Origin of the sequence: Arthrobacter sp. PvP023, from assembly GCF_017832975.1 — a bacterium.
Lineage (GTDB): Bacteria > Actinomycetota > Actinomycetes > Actinomycetales > Micrococcaceae > Arthrobacter.
The window spans coordinates 1,079,793-1,097,759 of sequence record NZ_JAFIBI010000001.1 but is presented as its reverse complement, the minus strand read 5'-3'; the positions used below and the strand labels follow the sequence as shown (position 1 = coordinate 1,097,759).

Annotated in this window: 17 protein-coding genes; 9 read left to right on the top strand and 8 right to left on the bottom strand. The window is 66.6% G+C overall.

The genetic code is table 11. The features are described 5' to 3' along the window. The first annotated feature begins 94 nt into the window (after window positions 1-94). From JOE31_RS05110 to JOE31_RS05095, 4 genes are all read left to right on the top strand, one after another. Window positions 95-271 (top strand): CsbD family protein, encoded by a 177-nt coding sequence (locus JOE31_RS05110; protein WP_011693297.1) that lies wholly within the window; start codon window positions 95-97, stop codon window positions 269-271. 182 nt (window positions 272-453) lie between these two features. Then, window positions 454-1,401, top strand: a complete 948-nt coding sequence (locus tag JOE31_RS05105; RefSeq protein WP_209742443.1) for an ABC transporter ATP-binding protein — start codon at window positions 454-456, stop codon at window positions 1,399-1,401. Between the two features lie 2 nt (window positions 1,402-1,403). Further along, window positions 1,404-2,666, top strand: a complete 1,263-nt coding sequence (locus JOE31_RS05100) for an ABC transporter permease (protein ID WP_209742442.1) — start codon at window positions 1,404-1,406, stop codon at window positions 2,664-2,666. A gap of 7 nt (window positions 2,667-2,673) precedes the next feature. Further along, window positions 2,674-3,657 carry a CapA family protein gene (locus tag JOE31_RS05095; protein WP_209742441.1) on the top strand — a complete coding sequence of 328 codons (984 nt, stop codon included), beginning with the start codon at window positions 2,674-2,676 and terminating at the stop codon, window positions 3,655-3,657. Here JOE31_RS05095 and JOE31_RS05090 read toward each other — a convergent pair. The 3 genes from JOE31_RS05090 to JOE31_RS05080 all read right to left on the bottom strand — a co-directional run bounded on the left by JOE31_RS05090 (window position 3,654) and on the right by JOE31_RS05080 (window position 8,818). Then, window positions 3,654-3,860 carry a hypothetical protein gene (locus JOE31_RS05090; protein ID WP_209742440.1) on the bottom strand — a complete coding sequence of 69 codons (207 nt, stop codon included), beginning with the start codon at window positions 3,858-3,860 and terminating at the stop codon, window positions 3,654-3,656. The two genes, JOE31_RS05095 and JOE31_RS05090, sit on opposite strands and share 4 nt — an antisense overlap. Before the next feature lie 139 nt (window positions 3,861-3,999). Beyond that, window positions 4,000-6,663, bottom strand: a complete 2,664-nt coding sequence (mgtA, locus tag JOE31_RS05085) for a magnesium-translocating P-type ATPase (RefSeq protein ID WP_209742439.1) — start codon at window positions 6,661-6,663, stop codon at window positions 4,000-4,002. A 61-nt stretch (window positions 6,664-6,724) separates the two neighbouring features. Continuing rightward, window positions 6,725-8,818, bottom strand: coding sequence for a S8 family serine peptidase (locus tag JOE31_RS05080; RefSeq protein WP_209742438.1), 2,094 nt, complete (start codon window positions 8,816-8,818; stop codon window positions 6,725-6,727). Window positions 8,819-9,278: 460 nt separating this feature from the next. On the opposite strand from JOE31_RS05080, the gene JOE31_RS05075 reads away from it, so the two are divergent. Continuing rightward, on the top strand, window positions 9,279-9,509 hold the full coding sequence (locus JOE31_RS05075; protein ID WP_209742437.1) for a hypothetical protein: 231 nt from the start codon (window positions 9,279-9,281) through the stop codon (window positions 9,507-9,509). A gap of 110 nt (window positions 9,510-9,619) precedes the next feature. Then, window positions 9,620-9,859 (top strand): hypothetical protein, encoded by a 240-nt coding sequence (locus tag JOE31_RS05070; RefSeq protein WP_209742436.1) that lies wholly within the window; start codon window positions 9,620-9,622, stop codon window positions 9,857-9,859. A 90-nt stretch (window positions 9,860-9,949) separates the two neighbouring features. On the opposite strand, the gene JOE31_RS05065 is transcribed toward JOE31_RS05070, so the two are convergent. Then, window positions 9,950-10,516, bottom strand: coding sequence for a type 1 glutamine amidotransferase domain-containing protein (locus JOE31_RS05065; protein ID WP_209742435.1), 567 nt, complete (start codon window positions 10,514-10,516; stop codon window positions 9,950-9,952). A gap of 207 nt (window positions 10,517-10,723) precedes the next feature. On the opposite strand from JOE31_RS05065, the gene JOE31_RS05060 reads away from it, so the two are divergent. Further along, the gene (locus JOE31_RS05060) at window positions 10,724-11,212 is read left to right on the top strand and encodes a hypothetical protein (RefSeq protein WP_245198981.1); all 489 of its coding nucleotides are present in this window, start codon (window positions 10,724-10,726) and stop codon (window positions 11,210-11,212) included. Between the two features lie 73 nt (window positions 11,213-11,285). Here JOE31_RS05060 and JOE31_RS05055 read toward each other — a convergent pair whose 3' ends face one another. From JOE31_RS05055 to JOE31_RS05045, 3 genes are all read right to left on the bottom strand, one after another. Then, window positions 11,286-11,942: a response regulator transcription factor gene (locus tag JOE31_RS05055; protein WP_245198980.1), complete on the bottom strand. Its 657-nt coding sequence runs from the start codon at window positions 11,940-11,942 to the stop codon at window positions 11,286-11,288. Then, window positions 11,939-13,780, bottom strand: a complete 1,842-nt coding sequence (locus tag JOE31_RS05050; protein ID WP_307864372.1) for a histidine kinase — start codon at window positions 13,778-13,780, stop codon at window positions 11,939-11,941. Before JOE31_RS05050 ends, JOE31_RS05055 begins: the two co-directional genes overlap by 4 nt. 119 nt (window positions 13,781-13,899) lie before the next feature. Further along, window positions 13,900-14,736 carry a response regulator transcription factor gene (locus tag JOE31_RS05045; protein ID WP_209742432.1) on the bottom strand — a complete coding sequence of 279 codons (837 nt, stop codon included), beginning with the start codon at window positions 14,734-14,736 and terminating at the stop codon, window positions 13,900-13,902. A gap of 314 nt (window positions 14,737-15,050) precedes the next feature. Here JOE31_RS05045 and JOE31_RS05040 point away from each other — a divergent pair, with 314 nt between their 5' ends. Continuing rightward, window positions 15,051-15,524, top strand: a complete 474-nt coding sequence (locus tag JOE31_RS05040; RefSeq protein WP_209742431.1) for a sensor histidine kinase — start codon at window positions 15,051-15,053, stop codon at window positions 15,522-15,524. Window positions 15,525-15,615: 91 nt separating this feature from the next. Further along, complete coding sequence (locus tag JOE31_RS05035; RefSeq protein WP_209742430.1) at window positions 15,616-16,980, top strand: LssY C-terminal domain-containing protein; 1,365 nt, start codon at window positions 15,616-15,618, stop codon at window positions 16,978-16,980. A 53-nt stretch (window positions 16,981-17,033) separates the two neighbouring features. On the opposite strand, the gene JOE31_RS05030 is transcribed toward JOE31_RS05035, so the two are convergent. Next, on the bottom strand, window positions 17,034-17,966 hold the full coding sequence (locus tag JOE31_RS05030; RefSeq protein WP_209742429.1) for a threonine/serine dehydratase: 933 nt from the start codon (window positions 17,964-17,966) through the stop codon (window positions 17,034-17,036). Between the last annotated feature and the right edge of the window lies 1 nt (window position 17,967).

The window sequence follows — 17,967 nt, the reverse complement described above, 5'->3', positions numbered from 1 at the left end:
CATGGCACGGTTGCAGGCCGGTTGCACCTAGGGTGGAGGGGCAACGGTAGGCATCCGCCCGCCTGCGACTGATCAACTGATTGAGGAAACAAACATGGGTTTGGGCGACAAGATCAAGAACGCTGCCGAGAAAGCAATCGGCGAGGCCAAGGAAGCACTGGGCAAGCTGACCAACAACAGCAAGCTCGAGACCGAGGGCAAGATTGATCAGGGCACGGCCGACGCGAAGCACGCCGCCGAGGACGTCAAGGACACCATCAACGACAAGTAGTCGTTACCTGACGGCCGGGATGCGGAGACTTCCGCGTCCCGGCTTTTTCGTGTCCCGGCCAGGCCTGCCGGGACCTTCGCCCCTTCCATTCGAGGGCGGCCGCGGCCAGTCTGGTCACATGGCAGCCTGCCGCGGGGGGAACCGACAACGGCGGGCAATGATCGGTACAGGCGGCGACAGCCATGGACGGGCCAGTGGTGCACATCAGCGGTTTCCGGATGGACTTCGCGGACACCACCGTGATCCGCGACCTGTCCTTCGATGTCCGGGCCGGAGAGACGTTCGGGTTCCTGGGCAGCAACGGCTCGGGCAAGACCACCACCATCCGCGCCCTCCTGGGCCTCTACGAACCCACGGCCGGGGTCCTCCACATCAACGGGCGGCCCTTCAAACCCGAGCACGGCAGCAGGCTGGGCTATCTTCCGGAGGAACGCGGGCTCTACAAGAAGGAAAAGGTCATGGACGTCATGACCTACTTCGGCCGACTCAAGGGAATGGACCGGCATGCGGCGCGGCAGTGGTCCCTGGCCTACCTGGACCGGGTGGACCTGGCCGGCAAGGCCGCCACCCAGGTGGACAAGCTCTCCAGCGGCGAGCAGCAGAAAGTCCAGCTCGGCGTCACCATCATGAACCGTCCGGAGCTCCTTATCCTCGATGAGCCCACCAAGGGCTTCGACCCCGTGAACCGCCGGCTGCTGATGGACATCATCGGGGAGCAGAAGAACGACGGCGCCACCGTGGTCATGGTGACCCACCAGATGGAGGAAGTGGAGCGGCTTTGCGACCGCATCATCCTCCTGAAAGACGGCACGTCGGAGGCCTACGGCACCATCGATGAGGTCCAGAACAAATACGGCGGCCGGATCGTCCGCATCCGGCACGCCGGGCCCATTCCTCCGTCCCCCCATTACGAGGTGACGCTGGAAGAGACCAACTATGCGGAGCTCTCCATCAGCGACGACAGCGATGAAGCGGCCATCCTGCGGGAACTCATGGACGCCGGCCTGGTCATCCGCAGTTTCACCACCACCAAAATCTCGATGGAGGACATCTTCATCCGTGTCTACGGGGACCCCACCCGGCCGCCGTCGTCCGTTACCGGCCGTGCGCCGGCAGTACGGGGTGCGTAGCCATGGCGCAGCACAACCTTGGAACGGTCATCAGCTTCGAATTCGTGCGCACCGTCACCAAGGTGCGCTTCTGGATCGGCACCCTGTCCGTGCCCGTCATCATGGCGGTGGTGTTCGGGATGATCTTCCTCAGCAACACCAGCACCAGCACCGCAGCCGAGGCCCAGAAGAACGCCCAGTTCAGCATCACCTACCTGGACGCCTCCGGCCTCATCACGCCCGCTGACGCGGCCGCGTTCGGTGCCGTTCCCGCAGCCTCGTCCGACGCCGGGATACGGGACGTGCAGTCCGGCGCCGTCGATGCCTATTTCGAGTTCCCCGCCCGCCCCGAGACCACTGCGGTGAAGGCGTACGGCGCGGACCGGGGACTGTTCGAGAACGGCAAATACGCCGCCGTCGCCCAGGCCATGCTGGCCCGCGCTGTGGCCGTCAAAATCGGCTCGCCCCAGCTGTCCAGCCTCGCATCAGGATCGGCGCAGGTGGACACCTTCACCTACCAGGGGTCCGAGGTGTCCGGGGGCCTGAACTCCGTCATCCCGCCGATGGCATTCCTGGTGGTTTTCTACGGACTGGTGGTGCTCCTCGCCGGCCAGATGCTGAACTCCACCCTGGAGGAGAAGGAGAACAGGGTCACCGAAATGATCCTGACAACACTCAAGCCCACCACCCTCATCACCGGAAAAGTGCTGGCCCTGTTCATGGTGGGCCTGGTGCAGGTGGCAGTCTTCACCTCCCCCATCCTGATCGGCGCCCTTTTCTATCGGGACGCCATGAGCATCCCGGAATTCGACGCGTCGCAGCTCGCCTTCGACCCCCTGCGCATGACCGTCGGCCTGCTCATTCTCGTGGGCGGCTTCGCCTTGTTCACCACCACGCTGGTGGCCATCGGCGCCGTGATGCCCACGGCCAAGGAAGCCGGAAATTTCATGGGCGTGATGATCGCCCTGATCTTTATTCCCTTCTACTCCGTCAGCCTGGTGGTCTCCGAGCCGCACTCCCCGATCGTTCAGGTCTTCACCTACTTCCCGTTCTCCGCCCCGGTTACCGCGCTGCTGCGGAACGCCTTCGGCTCTTTGAACATCGTGGAAGCGGCCGTCGTGATCGCCATCCTCTACCTCGGGGCTGCTCTGATGCTCCGGATGGCCGTGCGGCTCTTCCAATACGGGTCCATCTCCTACACCTCGAAGGTCAGCATCAGGACCGCCCTCAAAGCAGGATCCCGGCATGCCGTGGCCGGCCCCGCAGAGCACCCGGCGAAGAAGTAGGCGGACCTTGCGCCTGATATTCCTGGGTGACGTGATGCTGGGCCGCCTGGTGAACCGGCAGCTCAGGACCGTCCCGCCGGCCTTCCCCTGGGGCGATACGCTCCCCGTCCTGGCACAGGCGGACATCCGGTTCGCCAACCTCGAATGCGTCCTGGCCGACGGCGGGACGCCGCAACCGGGGAAAGTGTTCCATTTCCGTTCGGACGCCCGCAACACGGCCGTCCTGACCGCGGCGGGCATCGACGCCGTCTCGCTCGCCAACAACCATGTGCTCGACTACGGCGCGGACGCCTTCCGGGAGACGCTGCCCGCACTGGACCGCAGCGGAATCCTGCACGCCGGCGCGGGGCCGGACCTGGAGACCGCGCGAAGGCCGGCGATCAGGCGGGCGGGTCCGGCCGCCGTCGGGCTCATTGCCTTCACGGACAACGAGCCGGACTGGGAGGCGGGGCCGCACCGGCCCGGGGTCTACTACGTGCCGGTGGACGCGCGGCAGCACGACGACGGAAGGGTCCATGACCTGCTGGCGCTGGTCCGCCGCACCAAGGCCCGGGCCGATCTGCTGGTGGTGTCGGCACACTGGGGCGGCAACTGGGGAGCCGAGGTGCCGTCCGCCCACCGGGACCTGGCACGGGCGCTGGTGGATGCCGGGACCGACGTCGTGTTCGGCCATTCGGCGCATATCTTCCGCGGCGTCGAGCTTTACCGGGGCAGGCCCCTGATCTACAGCGCCGGTGATTTCATTGACGACTATGCCGTGGACCCAGGGGAGCGCAACGACCAGTCGTTCATCTTCTGCCTGGACACCGCCGGGGGTGTGCCTTCCCGGCTGCAGCTCCATCCAACGGTCATCGCCGGGTTCCAGGTGCGGCTGGCCGGAAAAAGCTCACGCCACATCGCAACGCGGATGCAGGGACTCAGCGCCCAGCTGGGAACGCAGAGCCGATGGATTGACGAATCGAACGTGCTGGAAGTACCGGTGGACAGTTAGTCCCGTTTGTCCCGTTCGGTGAATTCCTCATCGAGGTCGTAATGCCTGAATTCGGTCTCCGGATTCGGTTCGCCTTCGGCCACGTATTCGTAATCCAGCTGGCGCTGGATCTGGCTGTCGAGGACCTGGAGTTCCGTGTCCTCGACCTCTGAGAGATCTTCCGGGAACTCGTCTTCCGGGGTGAGATGCAGCTTCTCGGTCATTTCGTGCCTCTCTTGGCCAGGAACTGGGGTGCTGTTCTGGCAGCATCCTGGCATTTCCCAGATTATCCGCCTCTGTCAGGTGGCGGAAGACCGGCCAGCGGAAGTCTGCGCGCCGCCCTTCCCCCGCCCCGTTGCCCGGTCAGCGGCCATGGATGGTCCTGGCCTTCCTCTTCCGCCCGCCGCGGACCAGCTGTCCGCGCAGGGGGCGGGCCACCGGGGTGCTGAAGCGGGCCGCGCGGCGGGAAATGTGGTGCGTGGGCCGCCGGCGCGGAATGACGGCCGGCCGGACCGGAGGCTGTTGGGCTGTGCGGGCAAAGAACCATCTCTTGGCGAATTCGACCATGACCAGATACACCACCGTCATTCCCAGCAGCGCCAGGAAGAAAGGCGTGGGCAGCGGGTCGAACCCCAAAACACCGGCCAGCGGAGACAGCGGGAGGAAGATGCCCAGCGCCACCACGCCCAGGGATGCGCCCAGCAGGCCGGCCGAAGGCCGGCTCCGCAGGAACGGAACCCGCCGGGTGCGGATGGCAAAAATGATCAATGTTTGCGTGGCGATCGATTCGATGAACCAGCCGGCCCGGAATTCGCCGGGCACCGCGTTGAACACAAACAGCATCAGGGCGAAGGTGCCAAAGTCGAACAGGGAGCTGATGGGTCCGAAGAGGAACATAAAACGCCGGATGAAGCCGATGTTCCAGTGCGACGGGGCCAGCAGCTGTTCCTTGTCCACGCGGTCGCCCGGGATGGCCAGCTGGCCGGTGTCGTAGAGCAGGTTGTTCAGCAGGATCTGCCCGGGCAGCATCGGCAGGAAGCTCAGGACGACGGAGGCCGTGGCGGCACTGAACATGTTGCCGAAGTTGCTGGAGGTTCCCATCAGCACGTACTTGATGGTGTTGGCGAAGATCCTCCGCCCTTCCATCACCCCCTCCGCCAGCACGCCGAGGTCCTTATCCAGCAGGACAACGTCGGCGGCATCCTTTGCCACATCGGTGGCGCTGTCCACGGAGATGCCGATGTCCGCCGCGTGCAAGGCCAGCGCGTCATTGACGCCGTCGCCCATGAACCCGACGGACCCCCCGCTTTGGCGCAGCAGGCGGATGATCCGGGCCTTCTGCTCCGGCGAGACACGGGCGAAGATGCTCGCCTCGCGGGCCGCCGCGGCCAGTTCGGCGTCAGAGAGAGCTTCCACCTCGGCGCCGGTGAGCGTGCCGCCGGAGAGCACCCCGAGCTCGTCACAGACCTTCTCGGCAACCTTGGCGTTGTCCCCGGTGGCAATCTTGACCGTGATGCCGAGCATTTCGAGCTGGTCCAGTGACGCCCTGGCATTGGCTTTGGGCCGGTCCAGGAAGACCAGCAGCCCCTCCAGAACCAGGTCCGTCTCGTCGGAGGGTTCAATCGCTGTCATTCCTCCGGCGGCCCGGCTTGCAACGGCCACCACGCGGGATCCCGCGTTGAACTGTTCGTCCAGCATCGCCTGCACGCCTGACGGGGTGTCCACGCAGAGCGCCAGGACATCTTCCGGCGAGCCCTTGGTGACCAGCCGCGCCGCCCCGCCGTCCTCACTGACCAGCACGCTGGTCCGGCGCCGAAGGTGGTCGAAATCAATGACGTCGAGCCGTTCATAGCGGTCCGGCAGGAACCCGGCCGCGTCAGCGGAGGCCCAGAGCGCCGTGTCCAGCGGGTTCAGCCCCACTGTGGAGACCTTCGCTTCCGAGTACTCCGCTTCCGTGGCGAGAAGTCCCAGCGTCAAGAGGGCACCCGGCGACACTCCCTCCCTGGCGGGCAAGGCAGCGGTGAAGCTGATCCTGCCTTCGGTAAGGGTGCCGGTCTTGTCCGTGACCAGCACGTCCATGTCCCCGAGGTCCTCAATGCACACCAGCCGTTTGACCAGCACCTTGCGTTTGGCCAGCTGACGTGTGCCCGTGGCCAGGCTGGTGCTCACAACGGCCGGCAACAGCTGCGGGGTGATTCCGACGGCGATGGCCAGCGAGAACAGCAGGGATTCAATGACGGGCCGCTGTAACAGGAGGTTGGCGATGAAGATCAGCGAGGTAAGGACTATGGCCACCTGCAGCAGCAGGTAGGAGAAGCGTTTCAGGCCGAACTGGAACTCGGTCTGCGGCTGCCGCTCGCCAAGCCCCAGGGCGATCCTGCCGAATTCGGCCCGCCCGCCCGTGGCCACCACCACCCCTGTGCAGCTCCCCGATTGGACCACCGTCCCCATGAACAGGCAGGACGTCAGGTCCGCGAGCGCGACGGCGCCGGTGACCGGCGCGGGGTCCTTGCTGACCGGTAGGGATTCGCCGGTCAGGATGCTTTCGTCGCAGAGCAGGTCCTTGGCCGTCAGCAGCCTGATGTCGGCGGGGACGATCGCACCGATGGCCAGATGCACGACGTCGCCGGGCACCAGGGCGGTGACGCCGACTTCGTCCAGGGTCCCGTCGCGGAGGACGGCGGCCAGGTGGGTGACGCGTGAGTGCAGCGCCTCGGCGGCGCGTTCGGCCCGGAACTCGTTGGTGAAGCCCAGACCGACGCTGACCAGCAGGATCACGCCGATCACGATGGAGTTCGTGGCGTCCCCCAGGAAGAGCGACAGCCCGGCGGTGATGGCCAGAAGGATCAGGATGGGGCTGCCCAGTTGCCGGCCCAACACGGACCATCCGCTGGCTTGATGCGTCCGCACGGCGTTGGGGCCAACGGCAGCCAGCCGTTTGGCGGCTTCCCCGCTGGCCAGCCCCCCGCTGCCGGATCCCAACTGGTCCAGGACCTCTTCCACGGGAAGCTGTGCGGCGTGCGCCATCGTCACTTGCCCGGGAAACCCCGCCTGGACACGGGAGTCCGGCACGTGGAGTTCCGGCACGCTAGGACAGCCGCCACACGTAGGCGTAGGGCTGCGGGAACTGCGTGATCCGGAAAGCCCTGATCACGATCCTGGCCTGCCCCGGCGGCATGCCCGTCCAGAGCACCTGTTCCACGTTGTTGCGGCGGTCGAAGCCGGCAGTCGTTCCTGAGTTTCCGTGGCGCTCGCTGCCGTCGGCTGCCAGCACAATGAGGTCGAGGTCGTTCTGCAGCTGCGGGCCGGGCGGATCGGACCACACGAGGGTGATCTTCAGGGTCACCCCGGCTGCGGTCAGCGCCGGTTCCGCGACCGGACCCCGGTTCCGCCTCCCTTTCGCGGCCGCCTTGGGGATTTCCTCGGGGATGTCGATGGTGAAGGAGTCCTCCTGCCCCTGCTCCAGCGGTCCGCCTTCGCCCAACCCGGCATTGCCGGGCTGCCCGGGCAAGACTACGGACCGGGCCAGGTTGACCCGGCCCCACCCGGAGTTCCCGTTCGGAGATTCCCCGGCCTCGCTGGGGTTGTACTGTCCCGGCAAGACGTCGGCGCCGTTGACGAGGAGGGCTTTGATGAGGGCAGCGCTTGGCGCGTTGAGGCCGTTCTTCACCAGGGTCTCACGCAGCACCGCGGCGCAGCCGGCCACCAGCGGCGTCGCCATGGACGTCCCGGAGTCGAAGAAGAACAGCGGGTCGGTGGAGGTGCCGAAGGTGTTGCCCATCGGGGCGTTCCGGGAGAGCGTGGACAGGATGCTGGTTCCCGGCGCCACGACATCCGGTTTGATACGCCCTTCCTTGGTAGGTCCCCGGCTGGAGAAGGCCACCATCCCGTCCGGATTGTTGGCTTGCTTGTCCCTCTTCACGGGATTCGCGGGGAAGTCGCCGGGCCAGTAGGTCCCGTAGGCGGGCGCGAATTCCTTGCGGAGGCTTTCGCTGGCACCTACCGTGATGCAGTTCTTCGCAGCGGACTGGGAACCGATGGAGTTCGAGTCCACCGTGCCGTCGCTGTTGCCGTCCACGCCGTCATTCCCGGCCGCAAAGCAGATCACCTGGTCCGGGTGGTTCCACACGAATTCGTCGATCTCCCGGGAACTCGCGTCGTACGGAAGGTTGAGTCCGGGCACGCCCCAGGAGTTCGTGTGCACGCGTGCGCCGTCGTCGTACGTCTTTTGGAAGAGGTCGTTGAGGTTGACCGGGATGCCGCCCAGGCCGCCGTTGGAGTCGAGGAGGCTCTGCAGGATCAGCAGGGCCTCCGGCGCCGTGCCCTCAATCGCTCCGCCCATGGTGGCCGAGTTTCCCCGGCCCAGCACGGAGCCGGCCACGTGGGTACCGTGGCCGTGCGGATCGTCTGCCTTGTCCGGCGCCGTGCGGCCCAGTGCGTAGAGCGTCTGGACCCGTCCGGTGAATGCCGGGTGCGGGTTGGCGGCGTCTCCGGTGTCAAAGCCGGTATCGGCAACCGCCACCACCTCGCCGTCGCCCCGGTACGTTGTCCCGTTGAACTGCACGTCGGCGTTCAGGATCTCGCGTGCCACATTGTTGAAAAGCTGGCGCTCGCGCACCGGATGGATCTCGCGGATCTCATCGATTGCGGCAAGGTGCGGGAGCTGGCCGACCGACGTGGTGATGCGCAGCTTGCCCGGCGTCACCGCCACGGCGTCGGGCTCCACCCTGGCGGCCGCGGCCACCCGGGCGATCAGCTCCGGGCCGGCCTCGATGCCCGCGTGCAGGAGCAGGTCCACTCGTTCCAGCCGCCGGTCCGGATGCGGTTCATGGTCCGCAAGCGACCGGACATTGCCCGTATCCGCACCGCGCGGCAGCAGGGGCGGCGGGATCTTGAAGACACGGGAGTAGACGTCCGCCCAGCTCACGAACGGCAGGGCGCGCACGCGGTTCAGGTCTGCCGGCGGGAACGCCGCCAGGTAGGTGTTGTCCGAGACGTATTCCTGCATCTCGACGTCGATGCCGGCCAGTTCCGCTCGCTGTTCCGCCGTCAGCGGCTCCGCCGTCTGGATGAGGATGTGATCCGACTCCGAGGCGTCCTCGGCAACCAGCCCGGCATCACGCAGGGCTCGGTTCTGTTTGATCGGATCAATGGTGATGCCGTTGATGGTGATTTCAGACATTAAATTGTGCCTCCAGGCGATCCGCCGATAAAGCGCCGCCGGAAACAGCCTCGGCACCCGGCGGCCGCATGCGTTCTAGAAGGAGACCCAGGCCCCCGCCGAGCGGGGCCCCGGAAGGTGAGCGTCAGCTTACGCCCGGCGCCCTAGGCGGTCAACGCCGCATGCGTTGCCGGCAAGCATGTGATGCAGGGCACACAAGAAATTCCACCGAAATGATTGCCTTGCGGCCCGGCGGTCAGCCACACTAAGGGTGGATCCGCAGGAACGACACAACGTTCCCGGTCCCTCCGCCGGAAGCATCGCACCGGCCCCCGCCCCATCACAGAATGCCGGGCCCCCTCGAATCATCCCCAGCCTCAACCGGCACTTCTTTTGTCCTCGGCAATTCCGTCCAGGGAACAGCCCTCACCAAATCCACCCTCAGACGCCCCTGCCCCTTCACCGCGAAAGCGAGCACCCCATGATCAAGCACCATTCCGACATCCTCCTCGAGATCATTGCCCACGACCCCGCAACGATCGAAAACGACCTCAACAGTGCGGTGGACATCGCCCTCCGGCACGCCATGCAGGAGCGGCGCCATGGCGTACTGGTCACCCAGACCGGCTTCTCCCGTTACACCGTGGCCGTGAGCCGCGACGTTCCCTACGGCGAAACCCGTGAACTGCGGCAATGGGCTTCCATGGCCTAGGGCAGCAGCGGATGCGCCTGTACTCGCCTCCCGCCCGCCTGTAGCGTGGGAAGGTCAGTGCACTTTCTACACGCTCGTGCAGTCCGACACCGCAAGACGAGGAGTAGTCAATGAGCACGGAACACAACGAGCCCGAAGACATCGTGAGCGACGGCGTCGAGGACGGAACACAACCAGTGCCGAGGCAGGAGCCTGCGGACCGTAGCTCCGGCCGCCACGCGGCCTCCGGCCCCGCTGATAGCGGTCCGGCCGGATCAGGTGGCACCAGACCCCCGGGACCGGCCGAGGAGCAGAACAGCGAAACCGCGGACGACCGGGGCCTCACCACGGAACCCAGCTCCAGCGACTGACTCTGTGACACACAGAAGAGAGGCCCGACGGCGGCAATTGCCGCCGTCGGGCCTCTCTTCTTTTGTGATTACGTGGCTGCTGCGCGACGGTCAGGCAGTCTGGCCGGCGTGCTCGCCTTCTTCGATCTCTTCGAGCAGTTTGTCGTTGAAGGCCTTGAGGTCGCCGGGGTGCCTGCTGGTCACGAACCCCTGGTCCACCACCACTTCCTCGTCACTCCAGTCCGCACCGGCGTTCTTCAGGTCGGTCTGGAGCGTGTGGTACGAGGTCAGCTTGCGCCCGCGGACCACTCCGGCATCGATCAGCAACCAGGGGCCGTGGCAGATGGAGGCCACGGGCTTGTGCTGCTCAAAGAAGCTGCGGGCAAAAGCCTGGGCGTCCTTGTCCACGCGAAGGTGGTCGGCGTTGACTACTCCGCCGGGGATGACCAGCGCGTGGAAATCCGAAGCATTGGCCTCCGCCACCGTGATGTCGACGTCGAAGGTCTCGCCTTTTTCGGTGCCGTCATAACCCTGCAGCTTTCCGGCCTTCGGCGCCACCAGCGTGGGCTCGCCGCCGGCTTCCTTCACGGCATTCCAAGGGCTGGTGAGCTCCACCTGTTCCACGCCGTCGGTCAGCAGGAACGCAACCTTCTTGCCTGCAATATTGTGCGCTGACATATGTCCTCCTCTTGCCGGATTCCTTACGGGTTTAACACTAGGAACCCCGGAAATAATAAGCAAGCTGACAATCAAAGCTGCGCCGGACAAACAGTGCTAGCACGGAAGCCAGCGGCAGCACCCCCGCCGCACCATGGAAACACGGCATCAGGAAAGGATTCCTGGCCGAAACCACCATCACCGCAACAGGAGCAGAAACAAATGTCCATGACCGCCGGAACAACGAAGTCCCGTCCCTCCCGCGCCAAGATCGCACTCGTTTCAGCAATGACGCTGGGACTTGCTGCGGGCGGCGTCGCACTGGCCGCGCCAGCCCAGGCCGCCACCACCAACTACGCCTGCACCGTCACCCCGCTGAAGCCCGTCTTTGCCGGCTTCAACTCCTCGGGCACCAAACTGGTGGACTACCAGATCCAGGTGCGCTGCTACAACGACCGTTCGGTCTACATCGAGCAGCAGCGCTGGGAAAGTGACGACTGGCCCAACGGCGACGACCACCTCGGCAACTCCAGCTTCAGCCGCAGCCTCGGCTACTACAGCGGAACTGTCACCATCCACAACGTCCGCACCCTGACCAATACGGAGATCGGCAATGAGGAGGTGTACCAGAAGGTCCGCCACCAGGAGGGGGCCGGCGGGGTCTGGTCGCCGTTCACGGGCTGGAAGAGCAGCGGCACCACCTCCATGTCCAACTAGCACGGTGTCCAACTAGCAGCATTCTTCTGACCGGAAACCGGCGGACGTCCCCCCAGGGCGGCCGCCGGTTTTGCTAGTGCTGGCGCAGGTAGGTGAGCACGGCGAGGACCCGGCGGTGGTCCTCGGGTTCCGGCCTCAGACCAAGCTTCAGGAAGATGCTCCGGATGTGCGCCTCCACCGTCCGCTCCCCCAGGAACAGGGTCTTCCCGATCGCCTGGTTGGTGCGCCCCTGGGCCATCAACTCCAGGACGTCCCGTTCCCTGCTGCTGAGCTCATCCTCCCGCTGGTGGCCGTTATGCGGCCGGGCCACCATCCGTGCCACCAGTTCAGGATCGACGGCGGTCCCGCCGGCCGCCACCCGGTGCAGCGCGTCGATGAACTCGTCGATGTCCGAGACCCGCTCCTTCAGGAGGTAGCCCAGGCCTTTCGCTCCGTTCCCCAGGAGCTGCATGGCGTTTTCGGTCTCCACATACTGGGACAGCAGGAGGACCCCCGTTCCGGGATGGTCGTGCCGGATCGCCGTCGCGGCCTGGATACCTTCGGTGGTGAAGGTGGGCGGCATGCGGATGTCCACCACGGCAACGTCGGGCTGCAAGGCCGCGACGCACCCCAGAAGCTCCGTAGCGTCCGCAGCCTCGCAGGCCACCTCCAGCCCCTCGGAGGTGAGCAGCGCGGCCAGGCCGCGGCGAAGCAGCGCCGAATCGTCCGCGATGGCGACGCGCAATGTCATGGCAGGTCCTCCGTCGGGTCGGCCGCGAACGGCAGGGTGGCCGCCACTGTTGTTCCGCCGCCTTCCGGACTGGTGACCGTGAGGGAACCGCCCAAAGCCGCGGCCCGGTCGGCCAGCCCCAGCAGCCCGCCGTCGGCACCGGGGCTTGCCCCGCCGATCCCGTTATCCGTCACGTGCAGCCTGAGCCCGGCGTCCGCGCCTGTGACGCCGATCTGCAGGTTCGAGGCACTGGCGTGCTTGGCCGCATTGGTCACCGCCTCGGCGCAGATGAAATACGCCGCGAGTTCCACCTGGGGCGGCGGCCTTTGCGGCAGGTCGACGTCCAGTTCAATGGGGAGCGCCGAACGCTCGGCGAGCGCCGTCAGGGAACCTTCCAGCCCCCTCTCCCGCAGCGACGGCGGGTAGACGCCCCGGGCCAGCTCACGAAGTTCCGTCAGTGCGACGGCGAGCTCGTCGCTGGCCTGGTCCACCAGCTCCTTCATCTCCGCCGGGCTCGCGGCCCGCCGCGCCCTTGCCAGGTCCATGGACACCGCAACGAGGCGCTGCTGGGCGCCGTCGTGGAGGTCCCGCTCGAGCTCACGACGCCGGGCGTCCCCGGCCGTGACAATCCGTTCCCGGGAGCGCCGGACCTCGATCAGCTGGTCCCGCAGCTGCTGTTCCATGTTCTGGTTGTCCAGGGCCAGGGAAGTGGCGCTCCGCACGGCGGCCATCAGCTGTGGCTGGTCCCGGAGCGCCTCATCGAAAACCAGCGCCCCCACGGGAGTGCCGTTACGCTCCAGCACCATGGCCGCCCGCCCGGATCCGTCCTCCGGCACCGCGCGGGGCACGCCGTCGTCGTCCACGAAGCCGGACAGCGCGGGCGACCACCGCCACAGGCTGAGGGTGGGGTCCCGGACCGACCTGCGCAGGGCGCGGATGAGCCGGTCGCTGACCGGCGCCATCCCGATCTCCACCATGAGCTCGCTCAGGGCACCACGGGCGAACCGGTAACGCCACAGACCCAGCAGGACGGCGAGGGGGACGATCGCGGTCGCCGGGTACTGCCAGAGCAGGGCCTCGTTGGAAAGCGAGCCGGTCAGCTGGACCACGGCCAGGGACACCCAGACGGTGGACGCCGTCTTGATGATCACGGCAAGCCAGAGTGGCAGGAACGCCGCCCGGTACGCAGGTGAGCCGGACCGCCAGCGGGACACCAGCACGGCCACAATGGCCATGCCGATGCCCACCTGGACAATGCGGGCGGCGTCCCCGATGACGCTGGTCAGCTCCGGGCTGTCCCACAGCAGAAGCAGGTTGCGGGAGGTGGACTCCCCTGCCGCAATGTGCAGCCGCGGATCGAAAAAGGCCCAGCTCGCCACTGCGATGACCACCCAGGCAGCGAAGAAGAAAACGACAGCCGCCCGTTCCGCCCGCGAGCGCAGGACTCCCGAGGGGAAGCTCAGGGCAAGCTGCAGCAGCGGAGGCTGGTACATGAGCGTCAGCGCCACACCGGCTGTGAACAGCACCGGATCACTGGACCGCCGCACCCCGGCAGCCAGCCACAGCAGCCCGGCGAGCACCAGCAGCAGGCCGGGATTCCGGTTGGGCCGGGTCTGCCACGCCGTCACGCCGGCAAGGACAAAGGCCAGTCCTACGGCGACGAACATGGCGAGTTCAAAGACGGAGAAGGGTGCCCTGTCCGGGTTTTCACCCCAGCGGATGACTCCCTGGGCGTTCAGGACGCCCAGGGTCCGGGCGGGATCCTGCAAGGCGGCCGGTGCCCAGTCGATCGAGATCAGCACCAGGGCCAAAACGCCCACGGTGGCAGCCACTACCAGAACCAGTTGCTTGGGAGTCACGGTGCTTCCCTCCGCCAAGCTTAAGAATCCCATGCCACGGGGCCCTCGGCCAGAGTTCGGGGCCCCGGCCCGGGACTCTGGCCCGGGACTCTGGCCCGGGACCAGCCAGGCGGTGCGGGTCAGCCGGCAGCCAGCTGCGGCGCAAGCCGGTAGCCGATTCCCCTGACGGTCTCAACCCATCGCGGCGAGCGCGAATCGTCCCCCAGCCGTTTCCGCAGGTTACCCATGTGGACTTCGACGGCGCGCTCTTCGGCGGTGCTCACGTACGAACCGGTGTCGTACGGTTCGTTCCTCAGGCGGCGGACCAGGTCGGCCTTCGTCTGAACCAGGCGTCCGTTCTCCAGGAGGACAAGGAGGAGGTCGAACTGCGTCCGGGTCAACTCAACCCTCAGTCCCTCGAACTCCGCGGTCCTGGTCCCCTCGCTCAGCGTCAGCCCGTTGTGCTCGAACTCGGCCAGCTCGGACTCTGCACGCTCTGCCTGCCGCAGTTCGGCCGGCACCATGCCGGCCGGACGGGTTGACGCGGCGGGCGCGTTAGCGGTTCCGCGCAGGTCTCCGGCGGCCACCATCGGCGCTTCGGCGTGCTGTCTGGGCCGGCGAAGCATCGCGGCGATCCGCGCCCTGAGCTCGCGGGGTCGGAACGGCTTGGTGAGGAAGTCATCCGCCCCTGCTTCGAAACCCATGATGGCGTCGGCTTCATCCACCCGGCCGGTCACGATGACCAGGTAGGCGTCGCTGAACGTGCGGATGCGGCGGGAGGCCTCAAGGCCGTCAAAGTCCGGAAGCCCCAGGTCCATGGTGACCACCACAGGGTTGTACCGGCGGACCGCCTCAACCCCCTCAAGCCCGGAAGACGTCGCGTACACGGAGAACCCGGATTGCAGCAGCACTTCCCTGAGGGAATTCCTGACGTCGTCGTCATCCTCTACAACAACGGCAATGCCGCGTTCTTCCATCTATGCCCCCATAGTCTTTCGGTCAGTCACCCCCATATTCGTCGGCAGAATCCCCACGGATGGGTATTTCCACTATCTGGACTTATGGGGCTGGTGATGAGCCTACACATGGAGTGGCATCCGGCATCGCCGGGCTATCAAATCTTGTGTGTCTCTTGAGATGACCACGGGAATCCCGCTGAACTTGAGCCAAAATTGCGTCAAAGTCGCGTCATTCATGATTCCGCCGGTTCACCCTTGAGTCATACATCCAGGCGGGAACCCAGCACCCGTGAGAAGGAAGCATCACAGGCTGCAAGGAAGCAGGACTGGCCATGGAAAAGGCTCCAGCTGTCAATGAAGTCGCCGCGATCCACGGCGTCATTACCGATCAGGCCCCGGTGGACTTTCATGCACTCGGGCTCGCCGGCTGCATCGACCGGCTCGCCACCCCGCTCCGGGAGCAGGGAACCACCGTCCGGTGGGAGACGCCGCACCACGGCATTGAGATCCCGGCCGGCAGTGCCGGGCTGCTTTACCACGCCGCCCAGGAGGCGCTGAGCAACGCCTTCAAATTTGCCGCCGCCACCCAGCTGACCGTCCGGCTCGCTGCGGTGCACCACGGCATCCGGCTGACCGTGGCTGACAACGGCACCGGCTTCGACCGCGCTGAAAGCTGCGGCAGCCGGCCGCAGGGATTCGGACTACTGCTGATGTCCATCGCAGTCCATGAAGCCGGCGGCACCGCGACCATAGACACCGCGCCCGGCAAGGGCACCTGCATCACGGTCACCCTTCCATTGGACTGACCGCCACGCTTCACGGGGGGAAACACCATGCATCTCAGTCCGGGCCGCTGTGCCCACGGAACCAGCCACCGGCTCCAGTATTATTCTGCCCATGACCAGGCCTGTAGTGAAGGTGCCTGTCGCGGGCGTTTCCCGCACAGCGTTCGATACCGCATGGGACCGGATCTTCTTCCTCATCGGTGGTGTCGCCGCCGTCTGGTTGACCTATCTACTCCTTGAACTGAGCTTCCAGTGGGGCTGGGGCCAGATCTGGTTCATGTTCATCTTTTGGGCCATGCTCGCCTACCTCGTGCTGCCCAGGCTCCACTCGATCCTGACCCGCCTCTACGTGCCCGATTACTTCATCGGGCGCGCCCGCACCAGCGACGGCCTCCTCGGCGATCCGGTGAACGTTGCCCTGCTCGGCTCCGAAGCCCAGCTCCACCACGTGATGCGCCGGGCGGGCTGGACCATCGCCGACGACGTGACCCTCGCCAGCAGCTGGCGGATCGTCACCTCCACCGTGCTGCGCCGCAGCTACCATGAGGCTCCGGTCAGCCCGCTCTTCCTGTTCGGCCGGCAACAGGACTTCGCCTACCAGCAGGAGGTGGACGGAAACCCCGGCAAGCGCCACCACGTCCGCTTCTGGCGGTGCCCGCCCGGCTGGCTGCTCCCCGGCGGCGTGGCCGCGGACTGGCTGGCTGCCGGTACCTACGACCGCAGCGTCGGCTTCTCGCTCTTCACCCTCCAGATCACCCACAAGATCGACGAGCACACGGACGACGAGCGGGACCATATCGTCACGTCCATTTCCGACGCCGATCCGGCAGCCGCCGTCCGGGTGATCCGGGACTTCTCCACCGGCTACCACAGCCGCAACGGCGGGGGCGATGAGATTGCCACCGACGGAGACCTCCCCGTCGTTGACCTGCGCGAAACGGCGGTGCCCGGACTTGTCTTGCCGCGGCTCCCGAGCGACAGCCGGAACAGGCGGCCCGCCCCCACCATCCTCGGGGCGGTCCTCGTCGCCGGCCGTGCACTGGCCGCGGCAGCACTGGCCCTGTCCATCGTGCTGTTTCCGGCCGCGCATCTGGAGCCCCTCCTCCAATCCGGCAGCAGCGACGGCGACGGGGCGGGCCTGACCATGGGCCAGGCGCAGCTGGCGCTTTACCTTGGCGTGGCCGTGGTGGTCTTCTTTGCCCTCGCGGAACTGCTGCTCGCCTGGTTCGTCTTCCTGGGACGGAACTGGGCGCGCACGCTCACCATGGCCGTGAGCACCGCCGCGATCGGCCTGCAGGTCATTGACGTGGTCAACGGCGGCCCGGGAATCACGCTGCAGACCAACCTGCCCGGCCTCACCCTGGACATCCTGCTGATCCTGGCCTTATCCAGCGAGCGGTCCCGCATCTACGCCCGCCGCGACCGCAAGGAACCCAAACGGATCGCGGCCCGGCCGAGCGGCCGCGCGGCGATCTGACCGATGCGGCGATCTGACCGATGCCGCGGCCTGACTGGCGGTCAGGCCGACGCTCAGAGCGTGGACGGGTCCGTGTTCGCTCCGCAGAGGATCACGGCTACGCGTTCGCCCTCCGCCGGGACGTAGGCCCCCGAGGTCAGGGCGGCAAAGGCGGCCGCCGCGCCATGCTCCACCACCATCCGGTAGTCGGCCCACAACCTTGAGCGCGCGGCAACAATTTCGTCGTCGGACACCAGCACGCCCACCACGCCCGTCCGCACCGCGACGTCGAAGCCGATCTGTCCGATCCGGCGCGCCCCCAGCGAGTCGGCTGCAATCCCGCCGACGGCCACATCCACGGGCTGCCCCGCCTTCAGCGCGGCGTGCAGTGTGGGGGCTGTTGCGGGCTCCACGGCCACCACCTTGGCAAAGCCTTCGACGGCGGCCGCGACCCCGGCCATCAGTCCCCCGCCGCCCACTGCCACCAGGACGGTATCCACGCCGCCCAGCTGTTCCAGCAGCTCCGAGCCGACGGTGCCGGCACCCGCGGCAATCTCGGGCTGGTCGTAGGCGTGGCAGTACACGGCCCCGGTTTCGGCCGCGTACGCGATCGCGGCGTCATAGGCGACCGCGTATTCGGCGCCGCGCTGGACGACGGAAGCCCCGGATTCCCGAAGTTTCTTCACCTTCATGGCCGGCGCGGTCTCGGGAACGAAGACGGCGGCAGGAACACCTGCCTGCGCTGCCGCGTAGGCGTTGGCGAGGCCGGCATTCCCGCCGGAGGCGACGACGATTCCAATGTCCTCTTTGAGCTCGCCCCGTTCGCGGCAGGCCAGCACGCGGTTGAAGGCACCCCGGGCCTTGAACGTACCGGTGTGCTGCATGAACTCGCACTTGAGCCAGACAGTCCCGGGGAAGCTCTCCCGGTCCGCTTCGATCACCGGGGTGCGGCGGACCAGCCCGGCAATCCTGCCGGCAGCTTCATCGACGTCTTTGCGTGTGATCATG

Coding starts and splice junctions, on each gene's coding strand:
- JOE31_RS05110 (WP_011693297.1), top strand. CDS start 95: ATGGGTTTGGGCGACAAGATCAAGAACGCTGCCGAGAAAGCAATCGGC.
- JOE31_RS05105 (WP_209742443.1), top strand. CDS start 454: ATGGACGGGCCAGTGGTGCACATCAGCGGTTTCCGGATGGACTTCGCG.
- JOE31_RS05100 (WP_209742442.1), top strand. CDS start 1,404: ATGGCGCAGCACAACCTTGGAACGGTCATCAGCTTCGAATTCGTGCGC.
- JOE31_RS05090 (WP_209742440.1), bottom strand. CDS start 3,860: ATGACCGAGAAGCTGCATCTCACCCCGGAAGACGAGTTCCCGGAAGAT.
- mgtA (WP_209742439.1), bottom strand. CDS start 6,663: ATGGCGCACGCCGCACAGCTTCCCGTGGAAGAGGTCCTGGACCAGTTG.
- JOE31_RS05080 (WP_209742438.1), bottom strand. CDS start 8,818: ATGTCTGAAATCACCATCAACGGCATCACCATTGATCCGATCAAACAG.
- JOE31_RS05075 (WP_209742437.1), top strand. CDS start 9,279: ATGATCAAGCACCATTCCGACATCCTCCTCGAGATCATTGCCCACGAC.
- JOE31_RS05070 (WP_209742436.1), top strand. CDS start 9,620: ATGAGCACGGAACACAACGAGCCCGAAGACATCGTGAGCGACGGCGTC.
- JOE31_RS05065 (WP_209742435.1), bottom strand. CDS start 10,516: ATGTCAGCGCACAATATTGCAGGCAAGAAGGTTGCGTTCCTGCTGACC.
- JOE31_RS05060 (WP_245198981.1), top strand. CDS start 10,724: ATGACCGCCGGAACAACGAAGTCCCGTCCCTCCCGCGCCAAGATCGCA.
- JOE31_RS05055 (WP_245198980.1), bottom strand. CDS start 11,942: ATGACATTGCGCGTCGCCATCGCGGACGATTCGGCGCTGCTTCGCCGC.
- JOE31_RS05045 (WP_209742432.1), bottom strand. CDS start 14,736: ATGGAAGAACGCGGCATTGCCGTTGTTGTAGAGGATGACGACGACGTC.
- JOE31_RS05040 (WP_209742431.1), top strand. CDS start 15,051: ATGGAAAAGGCTCCAGCTGTCAATGAAGTCGCCGCGATCCACGGCGTC.
- JOE31_RS05035 (WP_209742430.1), top strand. CDS start 15,616: ATGACCAGGCCTGTAGTGAAGGTGCCTGTCGCGGGCGTTTCCCGCACA.
- JOE31_RS05030 (WP_209742429.1), bottom strand. CDS start 17,966: ATGATCACACGCAAAGACGTCGATGAAGCTGCCGGCAGGATTGCCGGG.